Below are 18,875 nucleotides of genomic sequence, written 5' to 3'. Positions count from 1 at the left end.
AGACCGGAATTTTGCGCCTGCACCATGACGGGCCGGCCCGCAACTGTCCAGATGGCCAATGACATTTCCATGTCATGGGGGGCCTGCGGTGATGCCGGGTCATACCAGGGGCATGAACTTATGACTCATGCCCCTGGTATGACCCGGCATCACCGCAGGCCCGGCGCTTGAGGTGCCGAAAACCTTGACCATCGGTCAAGATTTTCGGCCGCTGGTATCAGTCTGGGGCAGCCGCCACGATCACCTTGTTGCGCCCGCTGTTCTTCGCGGCGTAGAGCGCCGTGTCGGCCCGGTGCAGCAGGCTGTCCAGGCTTTCCGACGCGCCGCGCCACCCGGCCACGCCCAGGCTGGCCGTAACACCCACCTCAACGCCGTCCAGAACGGTGCGGGCCGCCGCCAGGGACAGGCGCAGCCGTTCGGCCAGTTCGGCGGCACCGGCCAGTCCCGTTTCCGGCAGCAGGATAACCAGTTCCTCCCCGCCGAAGCGGGCGGCCAGGTCCGGCCCGCGCCGTCCGGCCTCCAGCGTGTCGGCCGCGGTGCGCAGCACGGCGTCGCCCATGCGGTGGCCATGGCTGTCATTGACCTGCTTGAAATGGTCCAGGTCGATCAGGATGACGCTGAGCGGCCGGCCATAGCGGCAGGCCCGCATATGCTCGTGCAGGGCCAGTTCCATGAAACGGCGGCGGTTCAGCAGGCCCGTCAGCGGGTCGGTGCTGGCCAGCATGTCCAGCCGGGCATTGGCGGCCATCAGGTCGCGTGTCCGGGCCGTCACCTCCGCCTCCAGGTGCCCGCGCTGCCGGCGCAGGGCGCGGGTGCGGGCCTGGACGATGGCCGCGACCAGTACCATCACCACCAGCAATCCGCCGATCCGTGCCCACAGCGTCTCGTACCAGAACGGAGCCACGGTGACCGACAGCCGCATCTCGCCCGCCAGCGCATCGGGCCCCTCGGTCAGGGCCTGCACGACCAGAACATAATCGCCGGGCGGCAGGTTGGTGTAGCTGGCGCCCGGTGCGCGCGGCGGGCTGTCCACCCAGCCGGCATCGAACCCTTCCAGCCGATGACGATAGCGCAGGTCGGCGGCCGATCGGAAATCCAGCAGCGCGAAATCCAGCGCCAGCGTGCGTTCCAGCGCCGACAGCCGGAGCACCCCGCCCGCCGCCGGCAGAAAGGAGGGCAGACGCCGCTGGTGGTTGACCGACAGGCCCGTCAATTGCAGCCGGCCGGGCGGCGGCGGATCGGCGGCCCCGTCGGTATCCAGGATGGCCAGCCCGCCCAGCCCGCCCAGCAGCAGGCTGCCATCGGGCCCCCAGGCCAGGGCCCGCAGGACATAGTATTTCATGGTCGCCCCGTCACGGGCACCCAGAAGGGTGAAGCGGCCGGTGGGCGGGTCCAGCATGCCGATGCGCGACGGGGTGGTGAACCAGATGCGGCCCCGCCCGTCCACCCCCACCCCGCCGACATTGTCGTGCGGCAGGCCGTTGCCCCGGCGCATGGCGCGGAACCGCGGCGTGCCGGCCATATCCTCCACATCCGTGACGACCAGGCCACCCCCGGCCGTGGACAGCCACAGCCGGCCATGTCCATCCAGGGCCAGCCCCGTCACGAAGCCGTGCGGCAGGGTACCCGGGACCGCCGGATCGGGCCTGAAATTGCGAAACCGTCCCGAGCCGTCGCCGACGCTGAGCCCCGCGGCGGTGGCCACGGCAACGCGCCCGTCGGGCAGGCGCAGCACGGCGCGCACATGGTCGCTGACCAAACTGTCTGGACGGGCGGCGTCATGGCGGTGGACGGTGCATTCCCCCGTGGCGGGACTGTAGCGCAGCAGCCCGTCGTAACTGCCCAGCCAGACGGTGCCGCCATCCACGGCCATGTCCACGATGATGCGGCCTTCGGCGCAGGGAACGGCGCCGGGGGTGATCGCCAGGCTCGCGGGGTCGATGGCCACGACGCCGCGGCCACCGGCCAGCAGCGTCCCGTCCTCCAGTCGCCGCAGCACCTGCACGTCGCGCCCATTGTGCGGCGCCGGCATGCGCAGCCGGTGGATGCGCCGGGCCGGCAGGTCCAGCACATCGATGGCACCATCGGCCAGCCCCACCCAGACCCGCCCGCGGCCGTCATCCAGGGCGGAGAACACCTCCCCATTGGACAGGGTCATGGGATTGAGGGGGGAGGATGGCACGATGCGGACACGCGCGGCATGGGGATCGTGCCGTTCCAGCCCCTGGCTGGTCACCAGCCAGATATTGCCCGACCGGTCCACCATGCTGGCCCGCATGCGGTCGCTGCCGATGCTGCCGGGCAGCACGGGATCGTGGCGGACCGCGCGGGTGCTGCCCGTGCGCGGATCATGGATCAGCAGGCCGGCCCCGTCGGTCGCGATCCAGATATCGCCGCCCGGCACCTCGGTGAAACCGCGGACGGTACGCCGCCCGGCCAGCCCGTCCGGCCCCGAAAGACCGGCGACGACCCGCGGCTTGCCGTCGGCGGGATGCAGATAGGCCAGTCCCGCGTCGCCCGACCCGACCCAAAGGCGGCCCGCACTGTCGCGCAGGATGGCCCAGATGTCGCCCGCCAGCACGGCCGCCGCCGCCCCCTGGCCGCGGATGCGGGTGAAATGTGCCTGACCGGCACGCCGGTGCAGCAGCCCCGCGACACCGCCCAGCCAGAGATCGCCGTTGGCATCCTCGAACACGGTGAACAGGCGCGGGTTGGCCGCGCTGCCGTCGGCCAGGCGGATATCGACATGCCGCAGCCCGGGCTCTCCCGCCTGCCACTGGAACAGCCCGTCATCGGTGGCGATCCAGGCGCTGTCACCCCCGGCGGTGCGGCTGGGCTCGATCGCCAGGACGCGGCCCGAATCGCCATCGGGGGGCAGCAGCCGGATGAACTGGTCCCGCCACGGATCGTACCGGGCAACCCCGCCGGCGCCCGTGCCGACCAGCATGCCGCCATCCGCCAGGGGCAGCAGGGCCCGGATATAATTGTCGGGCAGGCTGCCGGGCCGGCCGGGATCGGCTTCCCAGCGCTGCATGCGGTAACCGTCGTACCGCGCCAGTCCCGCCTGCGTGCCGACCCACAGCAGCCCGTCACGATCCTGGGCCACAGCGCTGACCGTATCGTGCGGCAGCCCGTCGGCTGTTGTCAGTCGGGAAAAGGAAAGGGCCGGAAAATCACCCCAGATGTCCCCGTCGCCGGCCGCACGGGAGGGCATGCACAGCACCAGGAGCGCCAGCATCAGCCCGAGGGCGGGAAAGGTGCGCGCAAGGGAGGGCGAGGGCATGGGGATTTGGCATCGGTCGGCGTTCATCCACTATGCCGTGCGCCCCCCGGCAAGGGAAGGGCCACCCGCCATCAAAGCGAGGTCATGGCGAGCAGCAGCCCGGCCCCGATCAGCAGGGCGCCCGTCATGCGGTTCAGCCAGCGCTGGGATGACGGTCCGGACAGGCGCAGGGCCAGCCCCCTGCCCCCGATGGCATAGGTCATGATCCAGCCGAACTCGATCACCAGCATGCCGGCGACCAGGATGGAAAGCTGCGGGGCCAGCGCCCGCTGCGGATCGATGAATTGCGGGAAGAAGGCTGCCATGAAGATCAGCGCCTTGGGATTGGACAGGGTGATCAGCAGCCCCTGGCCGAAAAGCCCCGCCAGCCCCCGCCGCCGCGCCGACCGGGCCTGCACCGCGGCCTCGGCCAGCGCCGCCGGGGGTGCTGGAACCGCCCGCCAGGCCTGCACGCCCAGCCAGGTGAGATAGGCGACCCCGGCCCATTTGAAGATGGAGAACGCCAGCGGCGACGCCTTCAGCAGCAGGCCCAGCCCCAGGGCCGACAAGGCGGCCAGCCCGCCCAGCGACAGGCACATGCCGATCCCGCCCCAGGCGGCCCCCGCCAGTCCATGGCGCATGCCCATGGACAGCGCGGACAGCATGTTGGGGCCAGGCGTCGCCGACAGGAAAAAGCAGGTCGTCAGGAACATGACGAGCGTCTGCGTGGAAATCATGATGGGTCGGTCCTGTCTTCCGGTGCGCCGGACCCACCCATGTCCGGGCCGGATGCGGGCATGGCCGGGCTGCCGGAGGTGATATGCAGCACGCGCTGCGGGAAGGGAATGGAAATCCCCTCGGCATCGAACCGCTTCTTCATGCGGCGGTTGAATTCCCGCCCCATGGCCGATTGCTGCCCGGCCCGGGTCTTAAGCCGGCCCTTGATCAGCACCGCGCTGTCCTGGAAGGCATCGACGCCGGCGATTTCGACCGGCCCCAGGATATTGGCGGCCAGCGCCGGCTCGGCCTGCATCTCCGCCCCCAGTTCCTGGAGAATGCGGACCACCTGGTCGGTGTCGGCGGCGTAATCGACGGTCACGTTCAGGACGTAATAGCTGAAATCCTTGGTGCTGTTGGTGACGGTCCCGACGGAGCTGAACGGGATGGTATGGACGGCTCCGTCATAGCCGCGCAGCCGCAGGGACCGGATGGACATCGCCTCCACCCCGCCCGTCAGACCGGCCACGGTCACCACGTCGCCCACGCTGACTGTATCCTCGATCAGCATGAAAAGGCCGGTGATCACGTCCTTGACCAGGGTCTGCGCGCCGAAGCCGATGGCCAGGCCGATGACACCGGCACCGGCCAGCAGCGGGGCGATGTTGACCCCCATCTCCGACAGCACGATCAGCACCACCAGCGTGGCCAGGAACACCGTCAGCACATTGCGCAGCAGCGGCAGCAGGGTGCGCATGCGCGCGCTTCGCATCAGGCGCACCCCCTGATCGTCGGTGGCCAGCAGGTAGCGCTGGATGGCGCCGTTGACCATCTCCCACACAACCAGGGCCAGCGCCAGGACGATGGTGATGGTGATCGCCGACGCGCCGATGCGCTGGCCGATGCCGCTGCCCAGCCAGGCCGCGACATTGGCACCCCACGCCTGCGCCAGCAGCAGCAGGGTGAACAGCACCAGCGCCCCCTGGGCCAGCCGGCTCAGCAATGGCAGATAGCGGTTGACCCTTTCCTCCAGCCCCGGATAGGCGGATTTCAGGTCTGCCGGCACCTCCAGCCCGCGCAGGACGAGCCGGTTCAGCCCTTCCGACAGCAGGCGCGACACGATCAGGATGGCGCCCGTCACCAGCGTGGCGCGCAGCACGAAATCGAATCCGCCGGCGATATCCAGAACCCAGATCAGATAGACGGCACCGATATAGAGGATGGCCAGGATGTGCCAGACATCGGCCAGCCGCTGCCGCACCAGCCGCAGGACCACCTGCCGGCGGACCGGCGCACCGGATGCCGCCGTTCCGGCCGCCTGCATCTCCCCCTCTCCTTCACCGGCCAGCAGCGCGCGCAGCGCCTCGCCGGGATCGGTGCCGGGCAACGGTTCCGGCCGGCCGCGCAAGGCATCTGCCACCGGTTGCCGGTTCTGAAGGATCAGGATGACGATCATGGCCGTGACCAGCAGGCCGACGAATTTCAGCCACGCCGCCAGCGGTGTGGGAGGCAGACCCAGCACCTCCATCGCCTCGCCGATGAAATAGCCGTAAACGGCGACGATCACGACGCGCCGCACCCAGATCAGCAGATAGTGCGCCGTTTCGTCGCCCAGCGCGCCCAGCCGCAGATTGGCCGTCGCGGGCGACAGAAGGAAACGGGTCAGCGCCAGGACACCCTGCACGATCAGGCTGGCATTCAGGATGGTCAGCGATGCCAGCCGCACCGCGTGCGGTGCGTCGGTGACGGCCAGCAGGCCGAAACCGGCCAGGGCGAAGGCCGCGAGCGGCAGCAGGTCCAGCAGCAGACGGGCCGCCAGCAGCAGCAGCTTCATCATCAGACCGCCGGCCGGGCGGGCACCCAGCGACGCGCGCGGCCGGGCCAGCAGCCAGATGGTCAGGAACCGCGCGGCATACCCGCCGCCGATGATGCCGGCCAGATGCAGGCCCAAGGCCACCCAGCCATCACGGCGGACCGGATCCGTGACCTGCTGATGCAGCCAGCGCAGGGCGTGCGGCGCGTCGATCAGCGCCTGCCCGGCCGCCGCGACCTGCGCGCTCAACTGCTCCACACGGTCGGACAGGGTTGCCAGCACGCGCCCGCCCATCGTGTCCGGTTCCGCCGCCGCCGGCGGAGCCTCCACAGCCCGCAGCGCCTTCAGCCGTGCCAGCAGCGCATCACGGCTGGCCGGGTCCTCCAGCGTGGCGATCAGAGCATCCATCTCCGCCGCGCGGGGGGCGTCCGTGTCGGGCGTCGCGGCGGATTGGGCCCATGCGGGCACCCCCGCCAGGACAAGCAGGACGAACAGCAGGCCGGTCAGCCAGGAACGGATCGGATATGGCCGCATGGGCAACGGGACCTTCTTCCGGTGCGAGGGGGGCACCGCCCCGGACAAGGCGCATACCCCGCGGGTTCAGCAATGTCAGGTGCAACATAGCAGTTCTGGCGTGCCGCGCCATGTGCGCGCGCTGCACCGGTCCCCCTCGCCCCGCAGGGACCGCCGCGCTATGTGTCAAGGACAGCCGCCAACCACCCGGATGGATTCTCCCCCCATGGCCGACGATACGCCCGAACACCCCGCCAACGCGAAGCTGATCGCGTCCAAGCAGCAATGGGCCCGCGACGGCCGGCTGCTGACCGGCGCCGCCGCACCGCGTGCCCAGCGCCTGCCACCCGGCCAGCGGGAGGTCCGGAACTGGCCCGTGCTGGATCTGGGCGTTCAGCCGCAGGTTCCGGCCGACCGGTGGGAATTGCGCATCGACGGGCTGGTGGAACACCCGACAACCTGGAACTGGGCTGATTTCCGGCGCCAGCCGCCCTTCCAGGACGTCTCCGACATCCATTGCGTCACATCCTGGTCACGCTATGACAATCATTGGGAAGGCGTGTCGGCCCGGCATATCCTGGAAGTGGTCAGGCCGCTGCCCGAGGCCAGGCATGTCATCTTCCATTCCTATGACGGGTACACGACAAACGTGGCCCTTCCGGTGTTCGATGATGCCGACGTGCTGCTGGCCCATGGCTGGGAAGGCGAGCCCATCACGACCGACCATGGCGGGCCGGTGCGGGTGATCATCCCGAAATTCTATTTCTGGAAATCCGCCAAATGGGTGAACCGCATCGAGTTCGTGGCGGAGGACCGGCCCGGCTTCTGGGAAGAACGCGGTTACCACAATGAGGGCGATCCCTGGACCGAACAGCGCTATAGCTGAAGCGTGGTAATCGATTCGGTCCGTTGCCAGACGACGGCGGCGGGCTTATATTCGAGAAGGTTGCCGGGGCAGTTGACGCTGCCCCGGCGCCCCCTTGGAACCGGATCACAAGGCGCATGCCGAAGCCGAAGCCTTATGAATACCAGTTCCATGGAACGGGGTTGCTTAGTTTCGGTAAGCATCCTTCTCGCTCCTGTTGTGGCGGGGGTGGCCTATCCGCCCCCTATGACACCAAGAGGCATGGAGAATGCCCCTTGGTATCCGCACCGACGGGCGTGGCGGCCCGTGCCGCCGAAGCCTTTGATCTCGATGATGTCGAGATCAAAGGCACATGGTATGACACCACGAGGAATAGATTAGGCGAACGCTGATTCCTCTTGAAGGAACCTATCGGCGTCTCGCCTATTTTTTTGCCTTCAGATCATCTTGTGCATGTGGACATCATCTCCTTGAAAAATCCCAAGAAAGAAGCCCCCTTCCCCACCAAGGATCAAGTCCTGGAATTCATCCGGGAAAGCCCCTACCCGGTCGGCAAGCGGGAGATTGCACGCGCCTTTCACATCAGCGGCGATGACCGTGTCGCGCTGAAGGAACTGCTGCGCGATCTGGAAGGGGATGGGGCGATCGAGAAGGGCGGGCGGCGCCGTCTGGCCCCGCCGGCCAGCCTGCCGCCCGTGGGCGTGGTGATCGTCACCGGTGTGGATGTGGACGGGGAACTGATTGCCCGGCCGCTGAACTGGTCCGATCCGGACCGGGAACCGCCGCGCATCATCATGAAGCCGGAACGGCGTGGCAGCCCGGCCTTGGGCGAGGGCGACCGCGCGCTGGCGCGGCTGGCCCGCATCCGTGACGACCTGTATGAGGGCCGCACCATCAAGAAGCTGGGCGGCGACCAGACGGCGCAGATGGTGGGCGTCTATGAGCTGGGCCCCGATGGCGGTCGCCTGCGCCCCGCCGACCGCCGGGCCAAGGCCGATTTCATCATCCTGCCGCAGAATGCCATGGATGCCGCCCCCGGTGATCTGGTGGTGGCCGAGGTCCTGCCTTCCTCCCGCCATGGCCTGAAACAGGCGCGCGTGGTGGAGGTGCTGGGCGGGATCGACCAGCCCAAGGCCATCAGCCTGATCGCCATTCACCAGCATGGCATCCCGGTCCATTTCCCACCCGCCGCCATCGAGCAGGCCGAGGCGGCAACGGAGCCGACCCTGGCCGGCCGCACCGACCTGCGCGATATCCCGCTGGTGACCATCGACGGGGCCGATGCGCGCGATTTCGACGATGCCGTCTTTGCCGAACCCGATACGGACCCCAACAATGCGGGTGGCTGGCACCTGCTGGTCGCCATTGCCGACGTGTCCGCCTATGTCACGCCGGGCAGCCCGCTGGACAAGGCCGCACTGGACCGCGGCAATAGCTGCTATTTCCCCGACCGCGTCGTGCCCATGCTGCCCGAGGCGCTGTCGAACGAGCTGTGCAGCCTGAAGCCCGGCGTCAACCGCGCCTGTCTGGCCGTCCATATCTGGATCGACGCGGCGGGCCGGATCAAGCGGCACCGGTTCGTGCGCGGGCTGATGCGCTCTGCCGCACGCCTGACCTATGAACAGGTGCAGGCGGCGTTCGACGGCGCGCCCGATGACCTGACAGGGCCGCTGCTGGACCCCGTCATTCGCCCCCTCTATGGCGCTTATGACGTGCTGGCCCATGCACGGTCGCGGCGCGGCACGCTGGAACTGGACCTGCCGGAACGCAAGGTGCGGATCGGGGAGGATGGCAAGGTGGCGGAGATCGGGGTGCGCACCCGCCTGGACAGCCACCGCCTGATCGAGGAATTCATGATCGCCGCCAATGTCGCGGCGGCCGAAGCGCTGGAGGCGCGCGATACCCCCCTGCTCTACCGTGTCCACGCCGAACCGGCGCTGGACAAGCTGGAACCGCTGCGCGAGTTCCTGAAGACCATGGGCTACAATCTGGCCAGGGGAACGGCGATGCGGCCCGCCGCCTTCACCAACATCCTGGACAAGGCCAGGGACACGCCCGAATCGGAACTGATCAGCACCGTCATCCTGCGATCCCAGGCACAGGCCGTGTATCAGCCTGACAATATCGGCCATTTCGGGCTGGCGCTGGAACGCTATGCCCATTTCACCAGCCCCATCCGCCGCTATGCCGACCTGATCGTCCACCGCGCCCTGGTCCGCGCCTGGCATCTGGGCGATGGCGGGTTGAGCGACGAGGAGATGGGCAGGCTGGACAAGATCGGGGAACTGATATCGGCCACCGAACGGCGCGCGGCGGATGCAGAGCGCGACGCGCTGGACCGCTATGTCGCCGCCTATCTGTCAGACCGGGTGGGGGCGACCTTCAGCGGCAAGATCAGCGGCGTGTCGAATTTCGGTCTGTTCGTGACGCTGGATGAAACCGGGGCCGACGGGATCGTGCCCATTTCCACCCTGCCCGATGATTTCTATGACCATGACGAGGCGCATCACTGCCTGTTGGGCCGCCGGCACCGCCGTGTCTTCCGGCTGGGCGAACGGGTGAAGGCAAGGTTGCTGGAGGCCGATGCCATCACCGGGTCCATGGTCTTCCGGCTGCTGAACCCCGATGGCAGCGAGATGCCGGCCGGCCGTGGATCGGGAACCGGCGCGGGTCATCGCGGCCGGCCGGAACGCCGGCGGGAACGGGAACGGGATGAGGCGCCACCCAGCATCGACGCCCCCAGGCCGCCGCGCCGAAGACGGTGACACGGACGATGGCTGCCCGCCGCCACGGCCAAAGCCGGCAGGCAGCCCCCACGACCGGCCAAAGCCGGCAGGCAGCCCCCACGACCGGCCAAAGCCGGCAGGCAGCCCCCACGACCGGCCAAAGCCGGTCGATGCCATGCGCGAATATGCAGGCTCCTGACCTTTCGTGTGCGTCCGTGGCCTTTACGGCCCCGCCCGCCTGCGGCACAGTGCCACTGCAAGGTGCGGCGGCAAAGACCGCACCCGTCACAGGGGGAAATGTGCATGGCGTCACGGCTGGTATCGGGTCTGCTGGTCCTTGGTCTTCTGACCGGGCCCGTCCTGGCACGTGATGAACAGCAGATCCCGGTTGCCGCCGCCAATGTCACCACGGAACATCTGTTCTCCGTTGCCTTCCGACCCATCACGGAAAACCTGCTGAAGCCCGTCTTCATGCCCACGCTGCTGGCCGACGGGTTGCGCCGGGTGGTGGCCGTCGATCGGCGGCTTGCCATTGCGGAGGCACCCGGCCGGCTGATCCTGCAGCGTGACGGCATGGAACTGGCCCAGGTGGCGCTGCCCGCCGACAATGTGCCGGAACGCTGGGCCCAGGTGACGGCGGACATGCTGCGCGCCGTGGAGGCCGCGGCCCCCGCCATCGCGGCCAGGGAACGGGAAACCGTGTGGCGCGACATGTTCGACGGGATGATGGCGGACATGGACGGCTATTCCCGCTATGCCGAGCCCAACCGGGCCCAGACCGAGCGCAGCCAGCGCGAGGGATATGACGGGATCGGCATCGGTGTGCGCCAGCGTGACGGCCTGTACGAGGTGGCCAGCCTGGTGCCCGAGGGGCCGGCGGCGGCAGCCGGCATCAAGGTGGGCGACCGTATCTATGAAGTGGCCGGCGTGCGGGCCGCCGGGCTGGCCTATGAGCGGCTGACGGCCTTGATCCAGGGGCCGGAGGGAAGCTGGGTGGAGATGCGGGTCGGCGCATCGGAAGGACTTGCGCAGCGGCTGACGGTGCGGCGCAGGCACCTGGTGCCCAACACGGTCCGCGCCAGCCTGGATGACGGCATCGCCACGATCCGAATCGAGCGGTTCAATAACGCCACGCAGGACAATGTCCGCCAGGCCCTGTTGCGCTATCAGGAAAAAGCCCCCCTGCGCGGCGCCGTGCTGGACCTGCGCGGCAATCCCGGCGGGGTCATGGTGCAGGCCGTGGGGGTGGTCAACCTGTTCGTGCAGCAGGGCCGTATCATCACCACGCGCGGCCGCCACCCCAGTTCGGTGCAATGGTTTGAGGCGCAGCGCCCGACGACCGCCTTCCCCGACCTGCCGCTGATCGTGCTGATCGACGGGCAGACCGCCTCTTCGGCCGAAATCGTGGCTGCGGCGCTGCAGGATGCGGGGCGCGCCCTGCTGATCGGCGCTTCCACCTTTGGCAAGGGCAGCGTGCAGCATGTGACCCAACTGCCCAACGGTGCCGAGCTTTTCATCACCTGGAGCCGTATCTATGCGCCCAGCGGCTACAGTTTCGACAAGCAGGGTGTCCAGCCCAGCCTTTGCACCAGCCGCGACGGTGCCAGCGTGGACCGGCTGCTGTCGGAAGCCGCCCTGGCCGATGGCGGCGCCCTGACCGCCCTGGCCCGCTACCGGCTGGCCGCCCCCGATGATGCCGACGCCGTCGCGCAGTTGCGCGCGGCCTGCCCTGCCAAGGCCGCCGACGGTTCCGCCGCGGCAACGATGGGGGAACAGTTGGCCCGCACGCTGCTGGGCAATCCGGTGCTCTATCGCCAAGCCCTATCGTCCCGGCACATCAACGTTGCGGAGCGGTAGGGTCTTTGTCCTTGACAGATGGGGGCGGATGGGTAGATTCCGCCGCTGTGCCGCCCGGGGTCCGTCTCCGGGCGTGACCGTTTTTATTATCGAACCGGCCGCGCGTCCTTGCGGTGGCCGCAAGTCAGACGCAGGTAGGATGTATCATGGCTAAGCAGAACACCGTGCTGATCAAGTTGGTGAGCACCGCCGACACGGGCTACTTCTATGTGAAGAAGAAGAACCCGCGCAAGACGACCGAGAAGCTGGAATTCAACAAGTATGATCCGGTCGCGCGCAAGCACGTTGCCTTCAAGGAATCCAAGATGAAGTGATCGTCCCCGACGATCACTTCCGGCCTTCCAGGCATGAGAGAACCCGCCGGCCCCCGCTGGCGGGTTTTTTTATTACCCGCCCATGCGCCACCCTTGACGCTGCGTTGCATACAAGGCCCCGCACGGCGCGCAAGGCCGCTTGTGATGGCGGGTCGGTGCCGCTATGCTCCGGCCACGTAACAAAGTGACCGGAAAGACACCCCCTTCTTTCCGGTTCGGTCCCGACCCCAGGTGAGCAGCATGGCCCGTACCCTCTACGACAAGATCTTCGACAGCCACACCGTCCATCGCCAGGAGGACGGCACGTCCGTGCTGTATATCGATCTGCATCTGGTTCACGAGGTGACGAGCCCGCAGGCCTTCGAGGGCCTGCGCATTGCCGGGCGCAAGCTGCGTCAGCCGGGCAAGACGCTGGCCGTGGCCGACCATAACGTGCCCACCAGCAAGGACCGCCTGGCCGGCATCAAGAACGAGGAAAGCCGCGTCCAGGTGGAACAGCTTGGCATCAACGCCAAGGAATTCGGCGTCGAATATTTCGACATGTCGGATATACGCCAGGGCATCGTGCATGTCGTCGGCCCCGAGCAGGGCGTGACCCAGCCCGGCATGACCATCGTCTGCGGCGACAGCCACACGGCCACGCATGGTGCCTTCGGCGCGCTGGCCTTCGGCATCGGCACGTCGGATGTGGAGCATGTGCTGGCCACCCAGACGCTGCTGATCAAGAAATCCAAGAACATGCTGGTGAAGGTCGATGGCGATCTGCCGCCGGGCGTCACCGCCAAGGACCTGACGCTGGCCGTCATCGGCCGGCTGGGCACCGCGGGCGGCACCGGCTATGTCATCGAATATGCCGGCAAGGCTTTCCGCGACCTGTCCATCGAAGGCCGCATGACGGTCTGCAACATGGCCATCGAGGCCGGGGCCCGCGCCGGCCTGATCGCCCCGGACGAGAAGACCTTCGAATACCTGCGTGGCCGCCCCCGCAGCCCGCAGGGTGCCGATTTCGACCGCGCCGTCGACTATTGGAAGAGCCTGCCCAGCGACGAGGGCGCGGTCTATGACAAGGTCGTGGAACTGAACGCGGCCGACATCGTGCCGCTGGTCACCTGGGGCACCAGCCCGGAAGACGTGGCCCCGATCACCGCCAACGTGCCCAGCCCGGCCGATTTCAAGGACCCGCACAAGGCCAAGGCGGTGGAACGCTCGCTTGCCTATATGGGCCTGACGCCGGGCACGCCCCTGTCGCAGGTGCCGGTGCAGAAGGTGTTCATCGGTTCCTGCACCAACAGCCGCATCGAGGATCTGCGCGCCGCCGCCGACGTGGCCCGGGGCCGCAAGGTGGCCGAGGGCGTCTATGCCATGGTCGTCCCCGGTTCGGGTCTGGTGAAGAAGCAGGCCGAGGAAGAAGGCCTGCACACGATCTTCACCGACGCCGGGTTCGACTGGCGCGAGCCCGGCTGTTCCATGTGCCTGGCCATGAACGACGACAAGCTGAAGCCCGGCGAGCGTTGCGCCAGCACGTCCAACCGCAATTTCGAAAGCCGCCAGGGCCCCGGTGGCCGTACCCATCTGGTCAGCCCCGCCATGGCCGCCGCCGCCGCCATCAAGGGCCACCTGACGGACGTGCGCGCCCTGTCCTGATACTATTTTGTGGTGATCAGAACCTATAGGTTCTGATCACCACCCTCAATTGCCGGCGCCAACATCCGTTGGCTTGGCTGCGCCGCACGAGCGGCGCGGCGGCAGTCGCCGCCGGACCAACTTGCGGTGAGTTGAACTCTTCGCAACTTGGTTGGCGCGTTGAGCGTCCGCGCGCCCATGCGCGCGTGAGCCCAAGCCGCCGGATGGCGGCGCCCGGTGCATGAGGGATGCATTGATCAGGACCGTAGGGTCTGATCAATGCAGATACGGATAATCGTTGCAGGCGGACAGGAAGGGATCGCGCCCGTCAGCGCTGCCAGTCCTTCATGCCGTAACGGGCCAGGATGGTGGCCAGTTCGCCCGATTTGCGCAGGTCCGCAAGCCGGCTGTCGATCAGGGCGACATAGGTCCGGCTGTTCGGGTCCTTGGGCGAAAAGCCGATGGAAACCGGCGTCTCCTGCCCCAGCGCATGATAATTGACCAGGTTGCGATAACCCTTCAGTTCCAACAGGTAATCCACGACATTGCTGTCTTCGACCAGGGCATCGATCTTACCCTCGATCAGCATGTTCACCAGATCCTCGGTGACGTTGTCGCCCGACACCTGGACCAGGTTGGGAGAATCCTTGTTGGCATCGATGAAGGCATTCACCTCATCACTATAGAAATAATCCTTGATCGACCCGAAGCGCAGGCCCTTCAGCGACTCCAGATCCGTAACCTTGAAGCCCGACACGTCGCGGCTCTTGCGGATGACAAGGGTGGGACGCGACAGGCCCAGCGGGTGCGTGGGATAGATCAGGTCGGCCGCCTCATCCGCCGTAGCGCCGACGGCGCCGGTCACCGTGCCGGCCGAGGCCGCAGCCAGCGTCTCGGTCCAGGGCATCAGGGCGTAATCCACCTTGTGACCGGCAGGCTCCAGCGCGGCGCGGGCGATTTCCACCAGATAGCCGGGGCGCATGCCTGGCTCGCAATTATAGGGACACCAATTGTCCGCCCGCAGCAACACATCCCCTGCCAGGGCCGGCAACGCCGCCATCACGGCCAGCACGGCGCCGATACCGCCTGCTTTCCACCCGCCTTTCATCCGTTCTTCCTTCTACGCCATCAACACGAGATGAGGCTTGGTAATCAACACTTCCCTCAATGTCAATTCAACCCGATCCCGGGCCGATCGCGAATTTCCCGGCCTCCGGGCATGGCGGGACTGGACAGCCCCGCCACCACGACCCACCCTCATTCCGTTGGCACGGGGGCGCATGGGGGCCGCAAGGGAACATCCGTGTCCCGTGGACGGTTACGACGTGCGGATCAAGGCTGGAAAGCGGGAATGGGGCGCATGGAACAGGTGCATCTGTCGGTCTGCATGTCGTTGGACGGCCATATCGACGCCTTGGGCTGCCGGCCGCTGGTGCTGTCCAGCGAGGAGGATTGCCACGACATGCACGCCCTGCGGGCCGAATGCGACGCCATCCTGGTCGGCGCGGCGACAGCGCGGCGCGATCAGCCCCGCCTGACCGTCCGGTACGAGGAATTGCTGCACCGGCGGCGGGAACGGGGGCTGCCCGACCATCCGCTGAAGGTCGTGGTGACACATACGGGCGCGCTTGACCCCGCCTCCGGCTTCTTCACCTGCGGCGGTGATCGTGTCGTGCTGTGCAACGAACATGTCCTGGCCGACACCCGTGACCGGCTGGGCCGCGTGGCGACGGTGATGGGGCTGGACCATGGGTCTGGTGCTCCCGGCATCCTGGCCCGTCTGTCCACCCTGGGCGTGCGCCGGCTGCTGGTGGAGGGGGGCAGCCAGATCCTGACGCAGTTCCTGGCGGCCGGGGCGTTCCATCACCTGCGGATGGCCATCGCCCCTTTCCTGGTGGGGCAGGAGGCAGCCCCCCGTCTGGCGGGGCCGGGCCTGTTCCCCCATGGACCCGACAACCGGCTGGAAATCCGGTCCACCCGGCTTCTGGGCAATATCTGCGTCATCGATATGCACAATCCCGCACCCCGCCTGTAACCGGGTCTGTGACCGGCGGCAGGGCAAAGGGGCGGGCGGGCAGCATGGGCGGGGCCGCATGAAGCGGCATCTGCACCCCTGCCATCGACAGGCTGGTCGCCAGGGCGAGCAGTGACGGCAGCAGGTCGCGGCGTCCGGCTGGCGGCACCAGCCGGGCCAGCAACAGCCCCGGCGACAGCCTGCCCTGGCCCGGCCGCTGCAAGGTGGCCACCAGCGTCAGCAGCGTGCGTTCATCCGCCGACAGGCTGGACCGGCAACCATTGCCGATATCGGGGCGGGAAGCAGGATAATGGTGCAGCTGCTCCATCACCTCTTCCCAGGCCAGCAGGGCATCGGCCCAGATGCCCGGCAATTGCCGGCGAAACTCCATCTCCACCTGATCCCAGCGGAAACGGCCGTGCCGCCAGCGCCGCGCGGACCAGAGCAGCAATTGCTCAACCCGCGACAGGGTGAAGACCGTTCCGCCGGCCATGGCGGCGGCCACGGCCTGCGCCCGGCCTTCATGCGTGCCGGGGCCGCCGGCCGCTGCCAGATCCGGCCACCATAGCGGTTCACCATTCATTGCCGCCTCCATGCATTGGGTCGATGCCGGAATCCTATTGCGAGTCACTCGCAATTGCAAGTCATTCGCACGGCCATGCACGGATCAATTTGCGAATCGCTCTCAATGGCATCTTGACAGGAGGAGGAGAGCCGCCAACATAACGGCCGTTCACCGGTCCCAGCGGGCCGGCCCTTTCTTTCAGGAGCCGATGATGAAATCCTTCGCCCGCCGCGCCTTCTTCCGTTCGCTGGCCAGGCCCCTGCTGGGCGCCGGCCTGGGCATGGCATTGATGGCGATGCCGGCGGCCACGGCCGCAGCCGCGTCGGGCGAAGTGAATATCTACTCCTCCCGCCATTACGATGCCGACAAGCTGCTGTTCGCGGCGTTCGAGAAAGAGACGGGCATCCGGGTCAACGTCATCGAGGGCAAGGACGACGAACTGATCGAACGCCTGAAGGCCGAAGGCCGCAACAGCCCGGCCGACATCCTGCTGGCCGTCGATGCCGGACGCATGTGGCGCGCCCAGAATGCCGGTGTGCTCCAGCCCCTGAAAAGCGCCACGCTGGAAAAGCTGGTGCCCGCCGCCTACCGCGAGAAGGATGGCCATTGGTTCGGCCTGTCGGCCCGGGCCCGTGTCATCATCTACAACAAGGACAGCGTGAAGCCGTCGGAACTGTCCACCTATGAGGATCTGGCCGACCCGAAATGGAAGGGTCGCCTGCTGGTTCGCAGTTCCACGAATGTCTACAACCAGTCGCTGACCGGCTCCATTCTGGCCGCGCACGGGCCGGAGCAGACGGAAGCCTGGGCCAAGGGCCTGGCCGCCAATTTCGCCCGCCGGCCGCAGGGCGGGGATACCGACCAGATCAAGGCCGTGGCAGCCGGCGAAGGCGACGTCGCCATCTCCAACACCTATTATTTCGCCCGCATGCTGAATTCCAGCAACGCGGCGGAAAAGGCGGCAGCGGAGAAGGTCGGCATCTTCTTCCCCAACCAGGGCGACCGCGGCGCGCATGTGAATATTTCCGGGGCCGGCCTCGTGAAATACGCGCCCAACCGTGACAATGCCGTCCGCTTCATCGAGTTCCTGGCCACCCCGCAGGCCCAGAAGATCTTCGCGGAAGCCAATTACGAGTTCCCCGTGGTCCCCGGCATCCCCGCCCATCCGGTCGTCGCCGCCTGGGGCGACTTCAAGCGCGACAGCCTGAATGCCGCCATCTATGGTGCCAACAATGCCGAAGCGCTGATGATCATGGACCGCGCCGGCTGGAAGTGACGCCAAGGCCAGCGCCGGGGTCCGGATCAATCCGGCCCCGTACCTGGCACGGGCCGGCCCAGCCTTTTCCAGACGGCCCGGCGTTCATCCGGACCCATCCCGCCCCAGCGGACGATCTCGTCCAGGCTGCGGTCGCAGCCCGTGCAATATTCCCGGCGCCGGTCCAGCACGCATTTGCGCTGGCAGGGGCTGGGCACGTAATCATCGGGTCCGGTCAGCATGTGGCCATCATGGCCATGGCCAGGGCCCGGCCGCTGACAAAAGCCGCTTCGGCCCGGGCTTCCAGACACCAGTCGCCACAGACCCCGATCCCCGCCTCCCCGTCCAGCAGGAAGCCGCCGGCCAGCGGCCGCGTCGGCAGGGCATAACGCCAGCGATGCAGATCCAGGAACAACGGTTCCGCGCCGATCCCCGTCACCGCGCGGAAAGCCGCCAGCAGAACAGGCATCAGCGTCGCGGGCGGCGCCTCCAGATGGCGGGCGGACCAGTCGGGGGCGGCATGCGCGACGAAACTGGCGGTTCCCCCACGCCCCGGCTTGCTTCCATCACGCGCGATCCAGGAAAGCGGCCGGCCCGGCCCGCCGGCACCAGCGATGAAGGCCCCGTCCCAGGCGGGCAGATCGCCCACCGCATCAAACGCCAGCATCAGCGCCCAGCAGGGCGCCATAACGGCCCCGTCCGCCTGCCCCGCCAGGGTTGGCGCCACGGGACGCAGCAGGTCGGCCGCCTGCGGCGCGGGCAGGGCCAGGACAAGCCGGCGATAATGGCCCAGCCCCCTTCCTTCCGCATCATCCAGCCGCCAGTTCCCCGGACCGCCCCCGATGCCGGCCACACGGCAGGAAAGGCGCGGCCTGGCATCGGGCGGCAGCCGCGCCGCAAGCCCGTGGGCCAGCCCGCTCATGCCCGGCAGGCCGACGAACCGGTCCACGCGGTGCCGCTCCATCCGCCCATCGGGATGCAGGCGCACCACATGGCCGTCCCAGGGGGCGGCATGCCCGGCATCGACCAGTTCCTCAATGATCCTGCGCAGGCCCGCATCGCGTACCGTCAGATACTGCCCCCCGTGATCGAAGCGGTGATCCCCGGCCCGGCGGGTGGACAGCCGCCCGCCGGCACCGCGCGCCTTGTCGAACAGATGGACCGTATGTCCCTGCGCCGACAGGGCCAGGGCCGCCGACAGGCCGGCCAGGCCGGCACCGATGATGGCAAAATCCGCATCGGCGGACGGGGTCTGACGGGGCATGGCGCTTTCCGGCGCAAAGAAACGGGAGGTGCAAAGGTAGGATGGCGATGGCCATTGTCCAGCCCCGCCTTTGGGCCGGGCAGCCAC

At 67.8% G+C, this 18,875-nt stretch carries 14 protein-coding genes; 7 read left to right on the top strand and 7 right to left on the bottom strand.

Annotated features, from left to right (window positions below; all coding sequences use genetic code 11):
- Positions 1–217: 217 nt before the first annotated feature.
- The 3 genes from ACM9LZ_RS18800 to ACM9LZ_RS18790 all read right to left on the bottom strand — a co-directional run bounded on the left by ACM9LZ_RS18800 (position 218) and on the right by ACM9LZ_RS18790 (position 6,326).
- Positions 218–3,283 (bottom strand): ligand-binding sensor domain-containing diguanylate cyclase, encoded by a 3,066-nt coding sequence (locus tag ACM9LZ_RS18800; protein WP_416621050.1) that lies wholly within the window; start codon positions 3,281–3,283, stop codon positions 218–220.
- 71 nt (positions 3,284–3,354) lie between these two features.
- On the bottom strand, positions 3,355–3,999 hold the full coding sequence (locus ACM9LZ_RS18795; RefSeq protein ID WP_416621049.1) for a LysE family translocator: 645 nt from the start codon (positions 3,997–3,999) through the stop codon (positions 3,355–3,357).
- Positions 3,996–6,326, bottom strand: a complete 2,331-nt coding sequence (locus ACM9LZ_RS18790) for a mechanosensitive ion channel domain-containing protein (protein WP_416621048.1) — start codon at positions 6,324–6,326, stop codon at positions 3,996–3,998. The genes ACM9LZ_RS18795 and ACM9LZ_RS18790 overlap by 4 nt, the downstream gene beginning before the upstream one ends.
- A gap of 205 nt (positions 6,327–6,531) precedes the next feature.
- Between ACM9LZ_RS18790 and ACM9LZ_RS18785 the strand changes: the two genes are divergently transcribed.
- The 5 genes from ACM9LZ_RS18785 (at position 6,532) to leuC (ending at position 13,711) form a co-directional block, all read left to right on the top strand.
- On the top strand, positions 6,532–7,191 hold the full coding sequence (locus ACM9LZ_RS18785) for a sulfite oxidase-like oxidoreductase (protein WP_416621047.1): 660 nt from the start codon (positions 6,532–6,534) through the stop codon (positions 7,189–7,191).
- 449 nt (positions 7,192–7,640) lie between these two features.
- The gene (gene rnr, locus ACM9LZ_RS18780) at positions 7,641–9,935 is read left to right on the top strand and encodes a ribonuclease R (RefSeq protein ID WP_416621046.1); all 2,295 of its coding nucleotides are present in this window, start codon (positions 7,641–7,643) and stop codon (positions 9,933–9,935) included.
- 264 nt (positions 9,936–10,199) lie between these two features.
- On the top strand, positions 10,200–11,753 hold the full coding sequence (locus ACM9LZ_RS18775; RefSeq protein ID WP_416621045.1) for a S41 family peptidase: 1,554 nt from the start codon (positions 10,200–10,202) through the stop codon (positions 11,751–11,753).
- Between the two features lie 146 nt (positions 11,754–11,899).
- Entirely contained in the window at positions 11,900–12,067 is a 168-nt protein-coding gene (rpmG, locus tag ACM9LZ_RS18770) for a 50S ribosomal protein L33 (RefSeq protein WP_029012212.1), read from the top strand.
- A 240-nt stretch (positions 12,068–12,307) separates the two neighbouring features.
- A complete protein-coding gene (leuC, locus tag ACM9LZ_RS18765) occupies positions 12,308–13,711 on the top strand; it encodes a 3-isopropylmalate dehydratase large subunit (RefSeq protein WP_416621044.1) in 1,404 nt (467 codons plus the stop codon).
- A 307-nt stretch (positions 13,712–14,018) separates the two neighbouring features.
- Here the strand turns inward: leuC and ACM9LZ_RS18760 are convergent, their stop codons facing one another.
- Positions 14,019–14,798 carry a substrate-binding periplasmic protein gene (locus ACM9LZ_RS18760; protein WP_416621043.1) on the bottom strand — a complete coding sequence of 260 codons (780 nt, stop codon included), beginning with the start codon at positions 14,796–14,798 and terminating at the stop codon, positions 14,019–14,021.
- A 252-nt stretch (positions 14,799–15,050) separates the two neighbouring features.
- Between ACM9LZ_RS18760 and ACM9LZ_RS18755 the strand changes: the two genes are divergently transcribed.
- Positions 15,051–15,725 carry a RibD family protein gene (locus ACM9LZ_RS18755; RefSeq protein WP_416621042.1) on the top strand — a complete coding sequence of 225 codons (675 nt, stop codon included), beginning with the start codon at positions 15,051–15,053 and terminating at the stop codon, positions 15,723–15,725.
- Here ACM9LZ_RS18755 and ACM9LZ_RS18750 read toward each other — a convergent pair.
- Positions 15,691–16,287, bottom strand: a complete 597-nt coding sequence (locus tag ACM9LZ_RS18750; RefSeq protein ID WP_416621041.1) for a hypothetical protein — start codon at positions 16,285–16,287, stop codon at positions 15,691–15,693. The two genes, ACM9LZ_RS18755 and ACM9LZ_RS18750, sit on opposite strands and share 35 nt — an antisense overlap.
- A 190-nt stretch (positions 16,288–16,477) precedes the next feature.
- On the opposite strand from ACM9LZ_RS18750, the gene ACM9LZ_RS18745 reads away from it, so the two are divergent.
- Entirely contained in the window at positions 16,478–17,545 is a 1,068-nt protein-coding gene (locus tag ACM9LZ_RS18745) for a Fe(3+) ABC transporter substrate-binding protein (protein WP_416621040.1), read from the top strand.
- Between the two features lie 26 nt (positions 17,546–17,571).
- Here the strand turns inward: ACM9LZ_RS18745 and ACM9LZ_RS18740 are convergent, their stop codons facing one another.
- Positions 17,572–17,766: a DUF1289 domain-containing protein gene (locus ACM9LZ_RS18740; RefSeq protein ID WP_416621039.1), complete on the bottom strand. Its 195-nt coding sequence runs from the start codon at positions 17,764–17,766 to the stop codon at positions 17,572–17,574.
- Positions 17,760–18,788 (bottom strand): NAD(P)/FAD-dependent oxidoreductase, encoded by a 1,029-nt coding sequence (locus ACM9LZ_RS18735; protein ID WP_416621038.1) that lies wholly within the window; start codon positions 18,786–18,788, stop codon positions 17,760–17,762. Before ACM9LZ_RS18735 ends, ACM9LZ_RS18740 begins: the two co-directional genes overlap by 7 nt.
- Positions 18,789–18,875: the final 87 nt, after the last annotated feature.

The sequence above is a fragment of the Niveispirillum fermenti genome, from assembly GCF_048066175.1.
GTDB classification, from domain to species: Bacteria; Pseudomonadota; Alphaproteobacteria; order Azospirillales; family Azospirillaceae; genus Niveispirillum; species Niveispirillum fermenti.
Note: the sequence above shows the minus strand (reverse complement) of the source record. Positions and strands in the feature narration are given on the sequence as shown.